The sequence below is a fragment of the Paraburkholderia sp. UCT70 genome, assembly GCF_050434085.1.
Lineage (GTDB): Bacteria > Pseudomonadota > Gammaproteobacteria > Burkholderiales > Burkholderiaceae > Paraburkholderia > Paraburkholderia tuberum.
In genome coordinates this window covers 3,448,142-3,464,039 of record NZ_JBNPVZ010000004.1, presented here as the reverse complement: position 1 = coordinate 3,464,039, position 15,898 = coordinate 3,448,142, and the positions used below count along the sequence as shown (strand labels likewise).

Annotated in this window: 12 protein-coding genes; 9 read left to right on the top strand and 3 right to left on the bottom strand. The window is 66.1% G+C overall.

Features of this window, described 5'->3' with window-relative positions; all coding sequences use genetic code 11:
* Positions 1–69 precede the first annotated feature (69 nt).
* The 8 genes from OKW41_RS41700 (at position 70) to OKW41_RS41665 (ending at position 10,406) form a co-directional block, all read left to right on the top strand.
* Complete coding sequence (locus OKW41_RS41700; protein WP_429453482.1) at positions 70–1,095, top strand: bile acid:sodium symporter family protein; 1,026 nt, start codon at positions 70–72, stop codon at positions 1,093–1,095.
* A gap of 370 nt (positions 1,096–1,465) precedes the next feature.
* The gene (locus OKW41_RS41695) at positions 1,466–2,452 is read left to right on the top strand and encodes a LacI family DNA-binding transcriptional regulator (RefSeq protein ID WP_429576043.1); all 987 of its coding nucleotides are present in this window, start codon (positions 1,466–1,468) and stop codon (positions 2,450–2,452) included.
* Positions 2,449–3,750 (top strand): AGE family epimerase/isomerase, encoded by a 1,302-nt coding sequence (locus OKW41_RS41690; RefSeq protein ID WP_429576042.1) that lies wholly within the window; start codon positions 2,449–2,451, stop codon positions 3,748–3,750. Before OKW41_RS41695 ends, OKW41_RS41690 begins: the two co-directional genes overlap by 4 nt.
* A complete protein-coding gene (locus tag OKW41_RS41685) occupies positions 3,747–4,655 on the top strand; it encodes a carbohydrate kinase family protein (RefSeq protein ID WP_429576041.1) in 909 nt (302 codons plus the stop codon). Before OKW41_RS41690 ends, OKW41_RS41685 begins: the two co-directional genes overlap by 4 nt.
* A 154-nt stretch (positions 4,656–4,809) precedes the next feature.
* A complete protein-coding gene (locus OKW41_RS41680; protein WP_018419210.1) occupies positions 4,810–5,040 on the top strand; it encodes a hypothetical protein in 231 nt (76 codons plus the stop codon).
* A gap of 76 nt (positions 5,041–5,116) precedes the next feature.
* On the top strand, positions 5,117–5,362 hold the full coding sequence (locus OKW41_RS41675; RefSeq protein WP_090802738.1) for a hypothetical protein: 246 nt from the start codon (positions 5,117–5,119) through the stop codon (positions 5,360–5,362).
* Positions 5,363–5,597: 235 nt separating this feature from the next.
* Positions 5,598–6,575 (top strand): ion channel, encoded by a 978-nt coding sequence (locus OKW41_RS41670; RefSeq protein ID WP_429453490.1) that lies wholly within the window; start codon positions 5,598–5,600, stop codon positions 6,573–6,575.
* A gap of 243 nt (positions 6,576–6,818) precedes the next feature.
* The gene (locus OKW41_RS41665) at positions 6,819–10,406 is read left to right on the top strand and encodes an indolepyruvate ferredoxin oxidoreductase family protein (RefSeq protein WP_429576040.1); all 3,588 of its coding nucleotides are present in this window, start codon (positions 6,819–6,821) and stop codon (positions 10,404–10,406) included.
* A gap of 17 nt (positions 10,407–10,423) precedes the next feature.
* Here OKW41_RS41665 and OKW41_RS41660 read toward each other — a convergent pair whose 3' ends face one another.
* The gene (locus tag OKW41_RS41660) at positions 10,424–11,140 is read right to left on the bottom strand and encodes a copper homeostasis protein CutC (RefSeq protein WP_429576039.1); all 717 of its coding nucleotides are present in this window, start codon (positions 11,138–11,140) and stop codon (positions 10,424–10,426) included.
* Between the two features lie 35 nt (positions 11,141–11,175).
* Entirely contained in the window at positions 11,176–12,462 is a 1,287-nt protein-coding gene (locus OKW41_RS41655) for an EAL domain-containing protein (RefSeq protein ID WP_429453496.1), read from the bottom strand.
* Between the two features lie 313 nt (positions 12,463–12,775).
* Here OKW41_RS41655 and OKW41_RS41650 point away from each other — a divergent pair, with 313 nt between their 5' ends.
* Positions 12,776–14,431 (top strand): Na+/H+ antiporter, encoded by a 1,656-nt coding sequence (locus tag OKW41_RS41650; protein ID WP_429576038.1) that lies wholly within the window; start codon positions 12,776–12,778, stop codon positions 14,429–14,431.
* 62 nt (positions 14,432–14,493) lie between these two features.
* Here OKW41_RS41650 and OKW41_RS41645 read toward each other — a convergent pair whose 3' ends face one another.
* On the bottom strand, positions 14,494–15,801 hold the full coding sequence (locus OKW41_RS41645) for a solute carrier family 23 protein (RefSeq protein WP_184051238.1): 1,308 nt from the start codon (positions 15,799–15,801) through the stop codon (positions 14,494–14,496).
* Between the last annotated feature and the right edge of the window lie 97 nt (positions 15,802–15,898).

Sequence of the window (15,898 nt, the reverse complement as noted above, 5' to 3'; positions counted from 1 at the left end):
CATTGGCATGGACCACACCTGACAGACCCGTCCCATGCTTACACTGCGTCATTGAATCGAGATTGCGATATGGCCCGCCCGAAATTCCTGCCCGATAACTTCACCCTGTGCCTCGTCGGCACCGTGATCCTCGCCAGCTTCCTGCCCGTTCATGGACAGGCCGCCGTGGGGTTCAACTGGGTGACGAACATCGCGGTCGGCCTGCTGTTCTTCCTGCACGGCGCCAAGCTGTCACGCGAGGCGATCATTGCGGGCGCGACGCACTGGCGCCTTCACCTCGTGGTGCTGCTGAGCACGTTCGCGCTGTTTCCGCTGCTCGGCCTCGCGCTTAAACCGGTCCTTTCGCCGCTGGTCACGCCGTCGCTCTACGCCGGGGTCCTCTTCCTCTGCACGCTGCCGTCGACGGTCCAGTCGTCGATCGCGTTCACGTCCATTGCCAAGGGCAACGTGCCGGCCGCGGTATGCAGCGCGTCCGCCTCGAGCCTGCTCGGCATCTTCGTCACTCCAGCACTCGTCAGCGTCGTCGTGACGAATCAGGCCGCGAGCGGCGGTGCGTCGCCGTGGCATACGATCGGCAACATCGTGCTGCAACTGCTCGTGCCGTTCGTTGCCGGCCAACTGCTGCGCCCGCTGATCGGCAAGTGGATCGAGAAGAATCGCGGCGTGCTGAAGTTCGTCGACCAGGGCTCGATCCTGCTCGTCGTCTACGGCGCGTTCAGCGAGGCCGTCACCGAAGGCCTGTGGCACACGATTCCGCTGTCGGCGCTCGGCGGCCTCGTCGTGGTAAGCGCCGTGCTGCTCGCGCTCGCGCTGGCCGTGACGATCTTCGCGAGCAAGCGGCTCGGCTTCAACCGCGCGGACCAGATCACGATCATCTTCTGCGGCTCGAAGAAAAGCCTCGCCGCCGGCGTGCCGATGGCCAAGGTGATCTTCGCGTCGCATGCGGTCGGCGCCGTGGTGCTGCCGCTGATGCTGTTCCACCAGATTCAGCTGATGGTCTGCGCCGCGCTCGCGCAACGCTGGGGCGCCCGCGACCTCAGCGGCGAGAGCAATGCCGCGGCGCGGCGAACCGCCGCCGCCGTCGCGCGCCGTTGAAAACACACGCAATGCAAACAGGACATTCATAAGCGCCCTCCCTGAGCGTCGTTTTGATCGTGTGAAGCAAGCCGCCTTCGGGCGGCTTTTCTTTTGGCTCTTCACTGGCCTTTGTCGTTATTTCACGCGCAAACGCTCTCGCTGTCGCCTCGGCCGGATGGCATAGGACGATTCTCGGACCGTCTCGAAAACAGCGGCCCGCCGGTTGTTTAGTCTGTTTTACTAAACACATTAATTTCCGACAACTCCATACGATACGGGTATTTACCTGTGTCATGCTGGCGTTTTGCGGGCGGCTTTAGCTGCGTTTTACTATACAATCGCCCGACCTGAACCCGTGCTGCCTCGCCTCGCGCGGCAGCTTCATTCGATGGCCACAACCATCCGCGACGTCGCCCGCGCGGCCAGCGTTTCGATCGGCACCGTGTCGCGCGCGCTCAAGAATCAGCCGGGCCTTTCCGAGGCCACGCGCGAACGCGTCGTCGAAGCGGCGCGCCAGCTCGGCTACGACTCGGCGCAGCTGCGTCCGCGCATCCGCCGGCTAACTTTCCTGCTGCATCGTCAGCACAACAACTTCGCCGCGAGCCCGTTCTTCTCGCACGTGCTGCACGGTGTCGAAGACGCGTGCCGCGAGCGCGGTATCGTGCCGTCAGTGCTGACTGCCGGGCCGACCGAGGACGTGATTCACCAGATGCGCCTGCACGCGCCCGACGCCGTCGCGATCGCCGGCTTCGTCGAGCCCGAAACGCTCGCCACGCTGGTCGCGATGCAACGCCCGCTGGTGCTGATCGATCTATGGTCGCCGGGCTTGCGCTCGGTCAATCTCGACAACGCCGGCGGCGCCACGCTCGCAATGCGCCATCTGTTCGCGCAGCAGCGCAAGCGCGTCGCATTCATCGGCGGCTCGCTCGCGCACTTCAGCATCGCCGAGCGCGCGCTCGGCTACCGGCGCGCGTTCTTCGAAGCGGGGCTGCTGTTCGATCCGTCGCTCGAAGTGAACATCGACGCCGGGCTCGATCCCGACACCGGCGCCGCGCGCGCGATGCAGCGCCTGCTCGACACGCCGGGCCCGCGCCCCGACGCCGTATTCGCGTTCAACGACGCCGCCGCGCTTGCCGCGCTGCGCGTGTGTCTCGCGCGCGGCTTCAGCGTGCCCGACGACATCGCGATCATCGGTTTCGACGACATCCCCGCCGCCGCCCACGCTACCCCGCCGCTATCGACGATCGCGGTCGACAAGGAAGCGCTCGGCCGACGCGGCGTCGAACTGCTGCTCGAAGACTCGCCCGCCGAACTCGAAGTCCGCTTGCCCGTTCAACTCGTTGCCCGTGCCAGTACTTTGGTGAAAACCCCATGACGCTAACCGATCCGCTTCAACTTTCCACCGACGCGGCGAAGGCGCCGCCGGTCGCCAGCTTCCGCAAGCGCGAGTTTCTGCTCACGCACATCGAGGACACGCTGCGCTTCTACGCGCCGAACGTGCTCGACCCGAGCGGCGGCTTCTACCACTTCTTGCGCGACGACGGTTCGATCTACAACCGCACCACGCGCCACCTGGTCAGCAGTTGCCGCTACGTGTTCAACTACGCGATGGCGTACCGGCAGTTCGGCGACCCGAAGCACCTCGAATACACGCGCCACGGCCTGCGCTTTCTGCGCGACGCGCACTGGGACTCGCAGCACGAGGGCTACGACTGGGAAATCGAATGGCGCGACGGCAAACAGCGCACGCTCGACGCGACGCGCCACTGCTACGGCCTCGCGTTCGTGCTGCTCGCGTACTCGCACGCGGCGATGGCCGGCATCGAGGAAGCGAAGCCGATGATCGGCGCCACCTTCGAGCTGATGGAGCACCGCTTCTGGGACGCCGCCGCCGGCCTCTATGCCGACGACGCGTCGGCCGACTGGCGTGTCAGCACGTATCGCGGGCAGAACGCGAACATGCATACCACCGAGGCGTTGCTCGCCGCGCACGAAGCGACCGGTCATCTGGTGTATCTCGATCGCGCCGAACGCGTGGCGTCGAATATCACGCTGCGCCAGGCGAAGCTGTCGCAAGGACTCGTGTGGGAGCACTTTCACGCGGACTGGTCGGTCGACTGGCACTACAACGAAGAGGACAGCTCGAACATTTTCCGTCCGTGGGGCTTCCAGCCCGGTCATCAGACCGAATGGGCGAAGCTGCTGCTGATTCTCGAACGCTTCCGTCCGCTGCCGTGGCTGCTGCCGCGCGCGATCGAACTGTTCGACGCCGCGATGACGCACGCGTGGGACGAAGACCACGGCGGCCTCTACTATGGCTTTGGCCCCGATGGCACCGTGTGCGATCACGACAAGTACTTCTGGGTGCAGGCCGAAACGTTCGCGACCGCCGCGCTGCTCGGCAAGCGCACCGGCAACGAGCGCTTCTGGGACTGGTACGACGAGATCTGGCGCTATAGCTGGACGCACTTCGTGGACCACAAGTACGGCGCGTGGTATCGCATCCTCACCTGCGACAACCGCAAGTACAGCGACGAAAAGAGCCCGGCCGGCAAGACCGACTATCACACGATGGGCGCGTGCTACGAAGTGCTCGCCCATGCGCTCGGCGAAAACGCTGCGGCTGAATCAGCCGCTCCCGCCGCAGCGGCTTCCGCGGAGAAAGCACAATGAGCGCGACGACCAACCTCCCCGTTTTCATATCCGCCGGCGACATCCTGACCGATCTCGTGCGCACCGGCGCATCGCACTGGCTGTCGCGTCCGGGCGGCGCGGGCTGGAACGCCGCGCGCTGCGTCGCGCGGCTCGGCCTGCCGACCGCGTGCGCGGGCTCGCTCGGCGTCGATAACTTTTCCGACGAGCTGTGGGACGCGAGCGTCGCGGCCGGCCTCGACATGCGCTTCCTGCAGCGCGTCGAGCGTCCGCCGCTGCTCGCGATCGTGCATCAGACGCATCCGCCCGCGTACTTCTTCATGGGCGAGAACGGCGCCGACCTCGCGTTCGATCCGGCGAAGCTGCCCGCCGGTTGGATGAACGCGGTGAAGTGGGCGCACTTCGGCTGCATCAGCCTCGTGCGTCAGCCGCTCGGCGACACACTGGCGAAACTCGCCGCCGAGTTGCGTTCGCACGGCGTGAAGATCAGCTTCGATCCGAACTATCGCAACCTGATGGAGCACGGCTACGAGCCGACGCTGCGCAAGATGGCGGCGCTCGCGGATCTGATCAAGGTATCGGACGAAGACCTGCGCATGATCTTCAAGACCAGCGACGAAGCCGCCGCGCTCGCGCAATTGCGCGCGATGAATCCCGCCGCCACCGTGCTCGTCACGCGCGGCCCCGAAGCGGCGATGCTGCTCGACGGCGCCGCGGTGATCGAGGCGAAGCCGCCGCGCGTCGAAGTGGTCGATACGGTCGGCGCGGGCGATGCGTCGATCGGCGGTCTGCTGTTCAGCCTGATGAGCGCGCCGCAACGCGGGTGGCCCGAGCATCTCGCGTTCGCGCTGGCGGCCGGCGCGGCGGCTTGCGGCCACGCCGGCGCGCATGCGCCGACGCTCGACGAGGTGGTCGCGCTGCTATAAAACGCGGCGCTGTAATTCTGCTGCCCTGGGGCGCGCGTAGCGTAACGGATGTCGAGCACGTCGCGCGGTCCGAAGTCTCCTCAGGGCGGGAACCGATCCCGCCACGCCGTGCTAGGATGAAAACATCGAAACCTTTGCGAAAAGGAGCGAGGCCATGGAGGACGTCACCTACACCAAAGGGCTCTACACGGCCACCGCGTCGATAAGAGAAGTCGCACATGACGCCTGGCAAGGTGTCGTCACCCTCGCGCGCGACGAAGGCGAACCCAGCGCCGATCAGGAAACCACGCTCTACGAAGTCGACTCGACGTCGTCGACGCCGGGAGAAGCGCTCGAAGAAGCCAAAGCGCTCGCACATCGTATCCTCGGGGAAATCGAACTGTAGGCCGAACCAGGGGCTGCGCGTCGCGCGTCCTCGCGCATCGGCGCGCCGCTGCCGGATCGGCCGGCTGGAGGCGATCATGGCTGAACAGCTGTTCCAATACGGCGTGTATTCGATTCACGTTCGTCCGCTCGAACTCAGTGGCGCGCGCTGGGACGCGGAATACGAAATCCGTCATCGCGAGAAGGCCGTCAAGGCGTGGACCACGGTCGGCGGCGACGCGGGTTATGCCGAGCAGGCCGAAGCGGTGGAAAGTGCGCATCGGCAGGCGGTCGACGATATCGAGCATGGCGCGGGAATTCCGAAGCCGCGCGTGTTTCCGTGACGGCGGGTGGGTGGGTGTGGCGCGCGGCTGCGCCCGACCCGCTCGCCGCGCGTGATGCGACCTGACCCAGCCTGAAATCCGGGACGCGCCCGGAAGCATTTCAACGACGGCATCGCGCAACCTCGCACCCTGGCGATACATCGCGCCGCGCCGCCTTCGCACCGCGCGGAAACTCGCGCAGCGCGCACAACGCGCCATGCTACGCTGTACACGTCTTCATTCCCACGAGCGCGTGATGGCAAGCGAACCGTCAGACCGTTTTTCCACGCTCGGCGACACCGACACCGAGGCGAGCGCGCCGAGGCGCCGCGCGCGCGGCAGTCGCGAAATGCGTCTCGACGATCGCGTGGTGATCGCGCACGGCATGCCGACGCCGCTGTGGCAAGACCTGTATCACCGCGCGCTCGGCGTGCGCTGGCCGGGGTTCTTCGTGTCGCTCGCGCTGCTGTTCCTACTGCTCAACACCGTGTTCGCCATGCTCTACATGCTCGGCGACGCTCCGATCGCGAATCAGTTTCCGAAGGGCTTCGGCGGCGCGTTCTTCTTTAGCGTCGAAACCCTCGCGACGGTCGGCTACGGCGACATGCATCCGCAAACCGTCTACGCGCACTGGATCGCGACGCTCGAAATCTTCATCGGCATGTCGAGCATCGCGTTGGCGACCGGGCTGATCTTCGCGCGCTTTTCGCGGCCGCACGCGAAGATCATGTTCGCGCGCTACGCGGTGATCCGGCCGATCGACGGCCGCATGACGTTGATGGTGCGTTCGGCCAACGCGCGTCAGAACGTGATCGCCGAGGCTCGCGCGCGGCTGCGCATCATGCGTCTGGAGACCTCGATCGAAGGCTTTACGCTGCGCAAGCTCTACGACCTCGCGCTGGTGCGCGACCAGCACCCGGTCTTCAAGCTCGGCTGGACGCTGATGCACATCATCGACGAAGCGAGTCCGCTGTTCGGCGAAAACGCCGAATCGTTGAAAGGCCGCGACGTGTCGCTGCTGCTCACGCTCGAAGGTATCGACGAATCGACGTCGCAAACCATGCAGGCGCGCCACATGTGGACCTGCGACCAGATCGTCTGGCAGCACCGGTTCGTCGACATCATGAGTGAGCGCGACGGCGTGAGCCACATCGACTACGCGCACTTCGACGAAATCGTGCCGCTCGATGCGGCACCGCTCCAACCGGACATCGCGGCGAACACGGCGCAATAGCAATAGCCATCGTCCCATTCGCCGCCTCACGATACCCCAGGGCATACCCGAAGCGCGCCGCCGCGTGGCAAATCCGGCTCAAAAGCGGGCCGAAACGCGCGACTCGTCGCGCCCATTCGCGCACGCCCGATTAAAGAAGAAATAATTCACTCTCACGAGCGCTAAAAAATAGAGTCTCTTTCGCTGCGCGGCATCCGTGACCCCACCGCCCGCGCGCGAAGCCAGAACATTGGAGACTCCCCCATGACCGCTCGCCTGCCCATCGACGGCACGCCCGCACTCGCCGACTACAAGCTTTCCGACAATCTCACCGCGACGCGCGGACGGATCTTTCTGACCGGCACTCAGGCGCTCGTGCGCCTCGCGCTGATGCAGCGCGTGCTCGACAAGACCCGCAACCTGAACACGGCCGGTTTCATCAGCGGCTATCGCGGCTCGCCGCTCGGCATGGTCGATCAGCAGTTGTGGAAGGCGAAAAAACTGCTTGCCGCGAGCGAGATCCGCTTTCTGCCCGCGATCAACGAAGAACTCGGCGGCACCGCCGTGCTCGGCACGCAGCGCGTCGAAGCCGATCCCGAGCGCACCGTCGATGGCGTATTCGCGATGTGGTACGGCAAAGGCCCGGGCGTCGACCGCGCGGGCGATGCCTTGAAGCACGGCAACGCGTACGGCTCGTCGCCGCACGGCGGCGTGCTGGTGGTCGCGGGCGACGATCACGGCTGCGTGTCGTCGTCGATGCCGCATCAGAGCGACTTCGCGCTGATCGGCTGGCATATGCCGGTCGTGAATCCGTCGAACATCGCGGACATGCTCGAATTCGGCCTGTATGGCTGGGCGTTGTCGCGCTTCTCCGGTGCGTGGGTCGGCTACAAGGCCATTTCGGAGACCGTCGAATCGGGCTCGACCGTCGATCTCGACGCGCTGCAAACCGAATGGACACCGCCACCGGAATTCGAAGCACCAGCCGGCGGTCTGCACAACCGCTGGCCCGATCTGCCGAGCCTGACGATCGAAGCGCGTCTGCACGCGAAGCTCGACGCGGTGCGCCAGTTTGCGCGCATGAACGGCATCGACAAATGGATCGCGTCGAGCCCGCACGCCAATGTCGGCATCGTCACCTGCGGCAAGGCGCATCTCGATCTGATGGAAGCACTGCGCCGGCTCGATCTGACGGTCGCCGATCTCGACGCGGCCGGCGTGCGCATCTACAAGGTCGGGCTGTCGTTTCCGCTGGAGATGACGCGCATCGACGCGTTCGTGTCGGGTCTGTCCGAAGTGCTCGTGATCGAAGAGAAAGGCCCGGTCATCGAGCAACAGATCAAGGACTATCTGTACAACCGCACACAAGGCACACGGCCGGTCGTGATCGGCAAGCACGCCGAAGATGGCACGTTGCTGCTGTCGTCGCTCGGCGAATTGCGGCCGTCGCGCATTCTCCCTGTGTTCGCGAACTGGCTCGCGAAGCACAAGCCGGCGCTCGATCGCCGTGAACGCGTCGTCGATCTGGTCGCGCCGCAGATCCTGTCGAACGCGGCGGACAGCGTGAAGCGCACGCCGTACTTCTGCTCCGGCTGCCCGCACAATACGTCGACGAAAGTGCCGGACGGCTCGATCGCGCAGGCGGGCATCGGCTGTCATTTCATGGCGTCGTGGATGGAGCGCGACACGACCGGGCTGATTCAGATGGGCGGCGAAGGCGTCGACTGGGCCGCGCATTCGATGTTCACGAAAACCCGCCACGTATTCCAGAATCTCGGCGACGGCACCTACTTTCATTCGGGCATTCTCGCGATCCGCCAGGCGGTCGCCGCGAACGCGACGATCACCTACAAGATCCTCTATAACGACGCGGTCGCGATGACGGGCGGCCAGCCAGTCGACGGCAGCATCTCGGTGCCGCAGATCGCGCGACAGGTCGAAGCCGAGGGCGTGTCGCGCTTCGTCGTGGTCAGCGACGAGCCGGAGAAATACGACGGCCATCACGGCCAGTTTCCGCAGGGCACGACGTTTCACCATCGCAGCGAGATGGACGCGGTGCAGCGCCAGTTGCGCGACACCGACGGCGTGACCGTGCTGATCTACGACCAGACCTGCGCGGCCGAAAAACGCCGGCGCCGCAAGAAGGGCGAATTCCCCGACCCGAACAAACGGCTCTTCATCAACGAGGAAGTCTGCGAAGGCTGCGGCGATTGCGGCGTGCAGTCGAACTGTTTGTCGGTGGAACCGGTGGAAACCGCGCTCGGTCGCAAGCGCCGCATCGATCAGTCGTCGTGCAACAAGGACTACTCGTGCGTGAACGGCTTTTGCCCGAGCTTCGTCACCATCGAAGGCGGTACGCTGAAAAAAGCCGCGGGCGACGCGTTCGATCCGCAGGCGCTCGCCACGCACGTCAACGCGTTGCCGATTCCCGCGACGCAACTCGATGCCGCGCCGTACGACATCCTCATCACGGGCGTCGGCGGCACCGGCGTCGTGACGGTCGGCGCCTTGATCAGCATGGCCGCGCACCTCGAAGGCAAGAGCGCGTCGGTGCTCGACTTCATGGGCTTCGCGCAGAAGGGCGGCGCGGTGCTGTCGTTCGTACGCTTTGCCGCCCGCGACGAATGGCTGAACCAGGTCCGCATCGACACGCAGCAGGCCGACGTGCTGCTCGCCTGTGACATGGTGGTCGGCGCGAGTGCCGATGCACTGCAGACGGTGCGACATGGCCGCACGCGCATCGTCGTCAACACGCATGCGATTCCGAACGCGAGCTTCGTGCAGAACCCGGATGCGACGCTGCATGCCGACGCGCTGATCGACAAGATGCGTCACGCGGCCGGGGAAGAGCGTATGTCGACGTGCGACGCGCAAGCGCTCGCAACGCGTTTTCTCGGCGATACGATCGGCGCGAACATTCTGATGCTCGGTTTCGCGTGGCAGCTCGGTCTCGTGCCGGTGTCGTTCGCCGCGATGATGCGCGCGATCGAACTGAACAACGTCGCCGTGCAGATGAACCAGCTCGCGTTCTCGATCGGGCGCATGGCCGCGGCTGATCCCGCCGCGCTCGAATCGCTGTGGCAGTCGCGTCATGCACCGAAGCCGAGCGTGCGGGTCGATACGCTCGACGAGCTGATCGCCCATCGCGAAGCACGGCTGCTCGCGTATGGCGGCGCGGCTTATGTGAAGCGGTATCGCTCGCTCGTCGATGCGGCACGGCGCGCGGAAGCCGCCGTCGATGCGGCGAGCGAGCGCGTGACGCGCGCGGTCGCGAGCACGTTCTACCGGCTGCTCGCGGTGAAGGATGAATACGAAGTTGCGCGTCTGCATACGGATGCCGCGTTCCGCGATGCGCTCGAAGCGCAGTTCGAGGGCGTCGCCGGCAAGGACTTCACGATCCGCTTCAACCTCGCGCCGCCGACGCTCACGCGCGCGCAGCCCGGCGCCGTGCCGACGAAGAAGACCTATGGTCAGTGGATGTGGCCCGTGCTCGGCCTGCTCGCGAAATGGCGCGGTCTGCGTGGCTCTGCGCTCGATCCGTTCGGCCGCACGCTCGAGCGCAAGATGGAGCGCGAGCTCGCGAGCGATTACGAAGCCACGCTGCACCGTGCGCTAGCGAAACTCGACGCGGGCCATCTCGACGACGTCGCGAAACTCGCTGAACTACATGCGCGCGTGCGCGGGTATGGGCACGTGAAGCTGGCGAATCTGGCGGGGGTCAAGCGTGGTGAGCGTGACCTCGCCGCGCGCCTCGGCATCGATGCGGCGACGGGTGTCGCGGTGAAGAAGTCGCTCGAGGAGATGAAGGGCGCCGGGCAGTTGCGCGGCATTCCGGTGGTGGTCGCGAAGTAAGTGGTCCGTTGCGCTGCTCACCGTTGCCTTGCGTCGAGCAGCGCCCTCACCTGCATCACCTTCGCCGGATCGACTGGCGCGAGTCCGTTGCCGTTCACGCGCACGCCGGAGCCGAAATGCACGGCCTCGACGTGCGTTTTGCTCACGAACTCCGCGATCGCATCGACCGTCAAGCCGGCACCGGCGAGCACCGTGCAATGCGAGCCGGCAGCCTGCCGCAGCAGTTCGCCGATCGTCGCTTGCGCCCGCAGCACCGACGGCTGTCCGCCCGACGTCAGCACATTCGTCACCGCCTCGAAACCGAGCAATACGTCGAGCGCTTCGCGCAGATCGCGCGCCTCGTCGAACGCGCGATGGAACGTGATCGCGAGTCCATCGGCAGCTTCGCACGCGCGCGCGAGACCTTCGCGGTCGATCGCCCGCTCGGTATCGAGCATACCGATCACGATGCCGTTCGCGCCGGCCGCCTTGACGGCCCGGATGTCGCGCAGCATCACCGTGTAGTCGTCGGCGTCGTAGACGAACGCGCGGCTATGCGGCCGCACGATCACGTTCACGGGTACGCCGGCTGCCCGGACGCCGACCGCTGAAACCACCGCCTCGATCAACCCCACACTCGGCGTCAGTCCGCCCTCGCCCATCGCGGTCACGAGTTCGAGACGGTCGGCACCGGCCTGCGCGGCAGCGCGCGCATCGGCGACGGTCGTGGCAATCACTTCGAGCAGCACGGACATGAGCGCAACCTGGTGTCGTTGAAAACGGCATCATGTCAGATGCGCGCGTCGCGTTCGTCTTCGACCCAGTCGATATCGCCGCACAGCACGCAGGTCTCGCTGCCGACGCGCGTCGCCACCGACAGCGTCACGCACGGCAACGCCTCGTTGATCGACAGATACGGCCGCGTCACGTGCACCCGCTCCGGCGCATTGATCGCGACGCTGAAGTACGGACGACGCAGCCAGTTCGCGCCCTGCGCGTCGGCGAGCGGCAGAAAGCGCGTTTCGTGCGCCGCGCGATCGGCGCGCAGCACGACGTTGCGGCCGGCCTGGCGCCCCTTCGCGTCGAGCAGAAAACAGCGCGCCACGTGATCGAGCGCGAGGAAATTCCAGCACACCTCGTCGAGCGGCTCACCGGCGGCGAGACGCTCCGCGGCGCGCTCGAACGCGCGCAGATACGGCGCGAGCCGAATCGCGCTGCGCCGCTCGCGTGCCTCGGCCTGCTCACGATAACGCTCGGTGACTTCGCCGATGCAAACCGCCGCGTGGATCGGATCGGCAACACCCGGATTCGGCCGGCCAAAGAAAAAGCCCTGCACGAAGTCGGCATTGCAGGCGAGCGCCATCTGCGCTTCGTGCTCGGTTTCGATGCCCTCGATCAGCACGAGCTTGCCCGCTTCATGCAGCATCGCCACGAGCCCCGGCAGGATCGTCGCCATGTCGGCGCGATGCGCGGCATGCGACAGCATGACGCGGTCGAGCTTCACGATGTCGGGATTCAGTTGCCAGATCCGCTCGATGTTCGAATGGCCGGCGCCGAAATCATCGAGCGCGATCAGGAAGCCGCGCTCGCGAAACTCGCGCACCGCGTCGGCGAGTCGATCGAGATCTGCGGCGCTCTGCTCGAGCACTTCGAGCACGACGCGCCGCGGCGACAGATCGAGCCGCCGCAGATTGGCGAGCAAAGCGGCCGCGAGATACGGGTCGGTCAGCACGCCCGGGTGCACGTTCAGAAACAACCATTCGCGCTCGGCGCCGAGCACCTTGAAGTTCTCCAGATGCAGCGTCTGCGCCAGCCGGTCGATCTGCAGCGCGTCGCCGAGGCGCGCGGCCTCGCCGAACACATCGAGCGGCGACACCGCGCGATCGAGCGCGTCGTGCGCGCGCAGCAAGCCCTCATAGCCGACCGCGCGCAGGTGCGACAGACTGAAAATCGGCTGGAACACGCTGGTAAGCGTCAGTTCGCCGTGCTGCACCGAATAGCGTTGAAGGCCCGAGCTCACCTCGACCTCGAAGCCGTGCGGCATGCTCGCCGCCCTGTCCTGTTGCGCAATCGTCATGCAATCCTCTCACGCGAGAGCCGGCCGGTCCGAACGCGACCGGCAACGAGCTCTCAAAATGTGCGTCATCATTACCGGTTAAGCAAGGTCCATGCGCACGCTGGCGCACACTGCGCTGTAACTCGCTCGAAGGATTGCACCGGCGACAGCGCTCGTGCGCCGCCCGTGGGCGTCGTGCGCACCGTTTCGGTGCACCGATTCGCATGCCGCGTCGCGGCGAAGCTCGCGGCAACTGCGCGCGCCGCCGGGCTACACTCGACCCTGCGCATCGCGCGCTCTCCCGGGACAACCCCTTCATCCCCCGAAACACACGATGGAAATTGTCTTTACCGTCCTGATCCTGCTACTCGCCGTCGCCGCGTCCGGCATGCTGACCCGCGCGCTGCCGTTCAAGCTGCCGCTGCCGCTCGTGCAGATCGCGATCGGCGCGATGCTCGCGTGGCCGCGCCTCGAATTGCACTTCGCGTTCGATCCGGAAATCTTCATGCTGCTGTTCATTCCGCCGCTGCTGTTCGCGGACGGCTGGCGCATCCCGAAGCGCGAGTTCTTCATGGCGCGCCGCGCGATCCTGATGCTCGCGCTAGGCCTCGTGTTCATGACGGTGCTGGTGGTCGGTCACTTCGTGCACGTGCTGGTGCCGCAGATCTCGCTGCCGGTCGCATTCGCGCTCGCCGCCGTGTTGTCGCCGACCGACGCGGTCGCGCTGTCCGGCATCGCCGGTAAGGGCAAGATTCCGGTGCAGCTGATGCATATCCTCGAAGGCGAGGCGCTGATGAACGACGCGTCAGGCCTCGTCGCGCTGAAGTTCGCGATCGCCGCCGCGCTGACCGGCGCGTTCTCGCTGCGTGAAGCGTCGGTGAGCTTCGTGATCATCGCGGTGGGCGGCCTCGCGGTCGGCGCGGCGGTGAGCGCGGTGTTCAGCTTCGTGTCCGCGCGCTTCCTGAATCTCACCGAAGAAGGCGATCCCGCGCCGGGCGTCGTGATGACCCTGCTGATCCCGTTCGCCGCCTATCTGACCGCCGAGCGCTTCGAGCTGTCAGGCATTCTCGCCGCGGTCTCCGCCGGCATGACGATGAACTTCGCGAGCATCACGGAAAAATGGCAGGTCGCCTCGCGCGTGCGGGCCTCGAACACGTGGACGATGATCGAGTTCGTATTCAACGGCATGGTGTTCATCATGCTCGGCCTGCAGTTTCCGCACATCCTCGGCCGCGCGCTGTTCGACGCGCACGAAACCAACGACGCGCAGGTCGCGCTGCTGATCGGCTATATCGTTGCGGTGGCGCTCGCGCTGTACGCGATGCGCTTCGCGTGGGTGTGGCTGCTGCGCTGGTTCGCGAGCCGCGGCGCGACGAAGCACGGCGTCGCGAACGCAGTGCCCGGGTTGCGCATGGCGTCGGTGACGACGGTGGCCGGCGTGCGCGGCGCGGTGACGCTCGCGGGCGTGCTGTCGCTGCCGGAGGTGCTGCCGAACGGCACGCCGCTGCCGGGACGCGATCTCGCGATCTTCATCGCGTCGGGGGTGATCCTGCTGTCGCTGCTGGTGGCGGTGGCCGCGTTGCCGCTGCTGCTGCGCGGCTGGCGGCGCGGCAAGGACCCGCATGCCGCCGAGGAAGCACTCGCGCGTACGCTCGCCGCGCAGTCGGCGATTCGCGCGGTCGATCATCTGCACGACACGGAATGCGCGGACCTCGAGGAATCGGCTCAGGCGTATGCAACCGATGTAACCGCGCGGGTGATGGACCTGTACCGCCGCCGCCTCGCGACGCTCGACGACGAACAGGCGCCACGCGAACTCGCGCGCCGTGCCGATGCCCTCGAATTCCGCATGAAGCTCGCGGCGATGCGCGCCGAGCGCAAGACGCTGCTCGACCTGCGCGACACCCAGCGCATCAACGACGAGACGCTGAACAAGCTGATGCGCGAGGTGGATCTGTCGGAGACGGCGCTGACCGCGCGCAAAAGGTAGGCGTTGGCTGCCGCATCGGCATCGGCACCGGCGCTTGAAATGCCAGTGCCGATAAAAGACGCTCAGGCCACTGGCCCTTGCGTCGGCTTTCTTCTCAGCAGCGCGTACAGGATGATCGCGCCGAACGTCGCGGTGCCGATGCCGCCGAGCCCGAAGCTGCCGAGCTTCAGCGAGAAGTCGCCGGCGCCGAGCACGAGCGTGACGGCCGCGACGATCAGATTGCGGTTATCGGAGAAGTCGACCTTGTTGACGACCCAGATGCGCGCGCCCGTCACCGCGATCAGCCCGAATACGACGATCGACACACCGCCCAGCACCGGTCCCGGAATCGTCTGGATCACCGCGCCGAACTTCGGCGAGAAGCCGAGCACGAGTGCGATCAACGCGGCGATCACGAACACCAGTGTCGAGTAGATCTTCGTGACCGCCATCACGCCGATGTTCTCCGCGTACGTGGTCACGCCGGTACCGCCCGCGAAGCCGGACACGATCGTCGCGAGCGCATCGCCGAGAAACGCGCGGCCGATATAGCGGTCGAGGTTCTGGCCCGTCATCGCGCTGACGGCCTTGATGTGGCCGAGGTTTTCGGCGACGAGGATCACCGCGATCGGCGCGAGCAGCGTCATCGCGTGCGGGTCGAACACCGGTGACATGAAGTGCGGCATGCCGAACCACGCGGCGTTCGCGACGATCGAGAAATCGATCGGCTTGCCCATGCCGAGGCCGTTCGTGACGATCGCGTAAATGACGTAGGCGAGCAGCAAGCCGACCAGGATCAGCAGACGCTGGAGCATGCCGCGCGTGAACACCGCGACCGCGCCGACGCACAGCACCGTGACGAGCGCCATCCACGATTCGAAATTGCTGCCGCTCACGCCATGCACGGCGATCGGCGCGAGGTTCAGACCGATCACGCAGACGATCGCGCCGGTCACGACCGGGGGCATCAGCGTTTCGATCCAGCCCGTGCCGACCGCCGCCACGATCAGGCCGATCACCCCGTACGCGACGCCGCACGCGATGATGCCGCCCAACGCGACCGCAATATTCGGGTTCGCGCCGTGTCCGCCGTAGCCGGTCACCGCGATCACGAGGCCGATGAACGCAAAGCTCGAACCGAGATAGCTCGGCACGCGCCCGCCGACGAGCACGAAGAACAGCAGCGTGCCGATCCCCGACATGAAGATGGCCAGGTTCGGATCGAAGCCCATCAGAAGCGGCGCAAGCACGGTCGAGCCGAACATCGCGACGACGTGCTGGACGCCCATCGCGAACATCTGCGGCCACCCGAGCCGTTCGTCGATGCCGACGATGCCGCCTTCGGCGCCGGCAGGCTGGCGGCGCCAGCGGGGGAAATAGGATGCGGCCATCGCGGGGATTCTCCTCAGGGTCGGCGTGGTGTGTGCCGATCACGCGCTGCGGCGTGGGTCCGGCAAAAGTTACGCGCGAGTTTACGGAGAGCAATAA

Bases quoted from the DNA above. Each gene is read 5' to 3' on its own strand.
- OKW41_RS41680 (WP_018419210.1), top strand. From the start codon at position 4,810: ATGGAGGACGTCACCTACACCAAAGGGCTCTACACGGCCACCGCGTCG.
- OKW41_RS41670 (WP_429453490.1), top strand. From the start codon at position 5,598: ATGGCAAGCGAACCGTCAGACCGTTTTTCCACGCTCGGCGACACCGAC.
- OKW41_RS41645 (WP_184051238.1), bottom strand. From the start codon at position 15,801: ATGGCCGCATCCTATTTCCCCCGCTGGCGCCGCCAGCCTGCCGGCGCC.
- OKW41_RS41660 (WP_429576039.1), bottom strand. From the start codon at position 11,140: ATGTCCGTGCTGCTCGAAGTGATTGCCACGACCGTCGCCGATGCGCGC.
- OKW41_RS41685 (WP_429576041.1), top strand. From the start codon at position 3,747: ATGAGCGCGACGACCAACCTCCCCGTTTTCATATCCGCCGGCGACATC.
- OKW41_RS41655 (WP_429453496.1), bottom strand. From the start codon at position 12,462: ATGACGATTGCGCAACAGGACAGGGCGGCGAGCATGCCGCACGGCTTC.
- OKW41_RS41650 (WP_429576038.1), top strand. From the start codon at position 12,776: ATGGAAATTGTCTTTACCGTCCTGATCCTGCTACTCGCCGTCGCCGCG.
- OKW41_RS41665 (WP_429576040.1), top strand. From the start codon at position 6,819: ATGACCGCTCGCCTGCCCATCGACGGCACGCCCGCACTCGCCGACTAC.
- OKW41_RS41675 (WP_090802738.1), top strand. From the start codon at position 5,117: ATGGCTGAACAGCTGTTCCAATACGGCGTGTATTCGATTCACGTTCGT.
- OKW41_RS41690 (WP_429576042.1), top strand. From the start codon at position 2,449: ATGACGCTAACCGATCCGCTTCAACTTTCCACCGACGCGGCGAAGGCG.
- OKW41_RS41695 (WP_429576043.1), top strand. From the start codon at position 1,466: ATGGCCACAACCATCCGCGACGTCGCCCGCGCGGCCAGCGTTTCGATC.
- OKW41_RS41700 (WP_429453482.1), top strand. From the start codon at position 70: ATGGCCCGCCCGAAATTCCTGCCCGATAACTTCACCCTGTGCCTCGTC.